3 protein-coding genes are annotated in these 3,585 nt (G+C 66.0%); all 3 read right to left on the bottom strand.

The features are described 5' to 3' along the window. Positions 1 to 11: 11 nt before the first annotated feature. Positions 12 to 2,246, bottom strand: coding sequence for a catalase/peroxidase HPI (gene katG, locus ACFTZB_RS44170; RefSeq protein WP_378442122.1), 2,235 nt, complete (start codon positions 2,244 to 2,246; stop codon positions 12 to 14). A 70-nt stretch (positions 2,247 to 2,316) separates the two neighbouring features. Beyond that, entirely contained in the window at positions 2,317 to 2,751 is a 435-nt protein-coding gene (locus ACFTZB_RS44165) for a Fur family transcriptional regulator (RefSeq protein ID WP_378442120.1), read from the bottom strand. Between the two features lie 609 nt (positions 2,752 to 3,360). Beyond that, positions 3,361 to 3,585, bottom strand: a 225-nt coding sequence (locus tag ACFTZB_RS44160; protein ID WP_378442118.1) for an SDR family oxidoreductase, incomplete at its 5' end; no start/stop codon positions are given.

The following is a 3,585-nucleotide window of genomic DNA, read 5'->3' as shown; positions in this document are numbered from 1 at the left end:
GCTGGAGATGGTCAGGCGAGGTCGAACCGGTCCAGGTTCATCACCTTGTCCCACGCGGAGACGAAGTCCCGCACGAACTTCTGCTGTGCGTCGTCGGAGGCGTACACCTCTGCGAGAGCGCGCAGTTCGGAGTTCGACCCGAACACGAGGTCGACGCGGGTCCCGGTCCACTTCACCTCACCGGTGACGCGGTCGCGCCCCTCGTAGATCTTCGAGTCCGTGGACCTCGGAGCCCACGTCGTCCCCAGGTCGATCAGGTTCGCGAAGAAGTCGTTGGTCAACGTCCCCGGCCTCGCAGTGAAGACGCCAACCTCCGACTTGTTGTAGTTCGTACCCAGCACCCGCAGGCCACCGACGAGCACGGTCAACTCGGGCGCGGTCAGGCTCAGCAGGTTCGCCTTGTCGACCAACAGGAACTCCGCCGGCAGACGGTTGCCGTCGACGAGGTAGTTGCGGAAACCATCCGCTGCCGGTTCGAGCGCGGCGAACGACTCCACGTCGGTCTGCTCCTGCGTCGCGTCCGTGCGACCGGGCGTGAACGGCACCTCCACGTCGTAGCCGGCGTTCTTCGCGGCCTGCTCGACAGCAGCAGCACCACCGAGCACGACGAGGTCGGCGAACGAGACCTGCTTGTTCCCGGTCTGGGCAGAGTTGAAGGACTCCTGGATTCCTTCGAGGGTCCGCACCACCTGGGCCAGCTCGTCTGGGTTGTTGACCTCCCAGCTCGCCTGCGGCTCGAGGCGGATCCGGCCGCCGTTGGCACCGCCGCGCTTGTCGCTGTTACGGAACGACGAGGCCGACGCCCACGCGGTCGAAATCAGCTCTGCGACAGTCAGTCCGGACTCGAGAATCCGGCCCTTCAGGGTCGCGATGTCGCCGGCGTCGATCAGCTCATGGGTGAGCGCGGGGATGGGGTCCTGCCACAGCATCGCCTCCTCCGGCACCAGCGGGCCGAGGTAGCGCACGATCGGCCCCATGTCGCGGTGGGTCAGCTTGTACCAGGCCTTGGCGAAGTCGTCGGCGAGCTGATCCGGGTTCGCGAGCCAGTTGCGGGTGATCTTCTCGTAGGCCGGGTCGATCCGCAACGCCAGATCCGTCGTCAGCATCACCGGCACGTGCGTCTTGGATGCGTCGTGCGCGTCGGGCACGGTGCCGGTGCCGGCGCCGTCCTTCGGGATCCACTGGTATGCACCGGCGGGGCTCTTGGACAGCTCCCACTCGTAGCCGTAGAGGGTTTCGAGGAAGCTGTTGTCCCACTGCGCCGGGGTCGGCGTCCAGGCACCCTCGAGACCGCTGGTGATGGTGTCGCCGCCCTTGCCCGTGCCGAAGGAGCTCTTCCAGCCCAGGCCCTGCTCCTCGAGCGGTGCGGCCTCGGGCTCGGGTCCGACCAGATCGGCCGGTCCGGCGCCGTGGGTCTTGCCGAAGGTGTGGCCGCCGACGATCAGTGCGGCGGTCTCGACGTCGTCCATCGCCATCCGGGCGAACGTCTCGCGGATGTCGTGGGATGCTGCGACGGGGTCCGGGTTGCCGTTGGGGCCTTCGGGGTTGACGTAGATCAGACCCATCTGGACCGCACCGAGCGGCTTTTCCAGGTTCCGGTCGCCGGAGTAGCGCTCGTCGCCGAGCCAGGTGAGTTCCGGACCCCAGTAGACGTCCTCTTCCGGCTCCCACCGGTCGACCCGGCCGGCGCCGAAGCCGAAGGTCGCAAAGCCCATCGACTCGAGCGCGACGTTGCCGGCGAAGACGATCAGGTCGGCCCAGGAGATGGTCTTGCCGTACTTCTTCTTCACCGGCCACAGCAGGTGTCGGGCCTTGTCGAGGTTGGCGTTGTCGGGCCAGCTGTTCAGCGGTGCGAAGCGCTGCATTCCGGCGCCGGCGCCGCCGCGGCCGTCGGTGACGCGGTAGGTGCCCGCGGCGTGCCACGCCATCCGGATGAACAGGGGACCGTAGTGGCCGTAGTCGGCGGGCCACCAGTCCTGCGAGGTCGTCATGACCTCCTCGATGTCCCGCGCCAACGCCTCGAAGTCGAGGTTCTCGAGTTCCCGGGTGTAGTCGAAGTCCTCGTCCATCGGGTTCCGGACGGCGGGATTCTTCTGCAGGATCTTGAGGTTGAGCTGGTTCGGCCACCAGTCACGGTTGCCGCCGCCCTGGGTGGGGTGCTTGAGCTGACCGTGCGCAACGGGGCAACCACCGCCCTGGGCAGGCTCGGTCTGGGCCTCGGCGATCGGCGGGTGTTCTTCGGCGATGGTTCGCGTGGTGTCAGACACGACTTTCCTTCCAAAAGGGGTAATTCGGGCTGTTGCTTCGTTGTACGGGCTAGGTGCGTGGCTGCGAGGCGGAGCAGTTCGGGCACAGCCCCCAGAAGATGACCTCGGCCTCGTCCACGAGGAAGCCGTTGTCGTGGGCGAGATTCAGGCAGGGAGCGTTGCCGGTCGTGCAGTCGACATCCGCGATCGCACTGCACGACCGGCAGACCACGTGGTGGTGGTTGTCGCCGACTCGTGACTCGTAGCGAGCCACCAAGCCTGCCGGCTGGATCCGACGCACCAAACTGTGGGCTGTCACTGTGTGCAGGGTCCCGTACACCGTTTGCTGGGACACAGTCGGAAGTACGGCGCGCACGGCGTCGATGACCATCTCGGTATCGGCATGCGGATGTGCATGCACCGCTTGCAGCACCGCGATCCGCGGGCGCGTCACACGCAAGTCAGCCAGCCGCAGCCGGTCCGCGTAATCCATCGTCGAGGGCACCCGCACACTATGAACCGCTTTTCTGGAATTAGTCAAGATACGAGCCTCGTTGGTCAGTGCCGTTGGTGGCGCGTCACTTTCACTCCTCATCGGACCCCTCTTTCGTTTCCGTCGGAAATGACTTAACCGAGAAGCGCCCGTCATGCACGCTTCCAATTGGAGGCCTCGCGACGCTGCGACCTGCTGTCGTCCCCGCGCACAGGTCACTCGACCACCCCCCGGGGGAACCTCGCTTCATTGACGGACAGCCGATGATGCAGTCCGGTCAATGCGCTCCCCCGCCCGACCCCAAACTTGTGCACATCGCGAAAACGGCGACAAAGTGTGGCTCACATCACATCTACCCCCTGGCCTGCGCAGGCTGCCGCAGGAACACACCTACCCCGAGCAAGCGGCCTGTCGAAGACCCTGAGCAATGACCTGTTCCCAGATTTCTGGACCGCTCGAACACCCAGAACGCTGCCCCGACAGTCGGGCTGCCCCACAGGAAATGAGTTCCTGCGCCGGCACCGCGGCACGGCGAGCACACCCGACGCCGGCTAGCGCTAATGCGGATCGTTGCCGCGTATGAGTATGCCCACCAGGAAGGCGCACGGGTGGTGGAGCCGCCTACCGCGGCGCCATACGCAGAGCGCCGTCCATACGAATGGTCTCACCGTTGAGGTAGTCGTGTTCGACGATCATCTGGACCAGTTGTGCGTATTCGGCGGGCTGCCCGAGGCGGGACGGGAACGGGACACCGGCTTCGAGGCCCTTGCGGTATTCGTCGGTGACGCCGGCGAGCATCGGGGTGTCGATGATGCCGGGGGCGATCGTGTTGACGCGGATGCCGAA

This window comes from Rhodococcus sp. NPDC057014 (genome assembly GCF_042673295.1).
In the GTDB taxonomy this organism is placed as follows: Bacteria; Actinomycetota; Actinomycetes; order Mycobacteriales; family Mycobacteriaceae; genus Rhodococcus_F.
The sequence above is the reverse complement of the archived record's forward strand: the minus strand, read 5'-3'. Positions and strand labels throughout refer to the sequence as shown.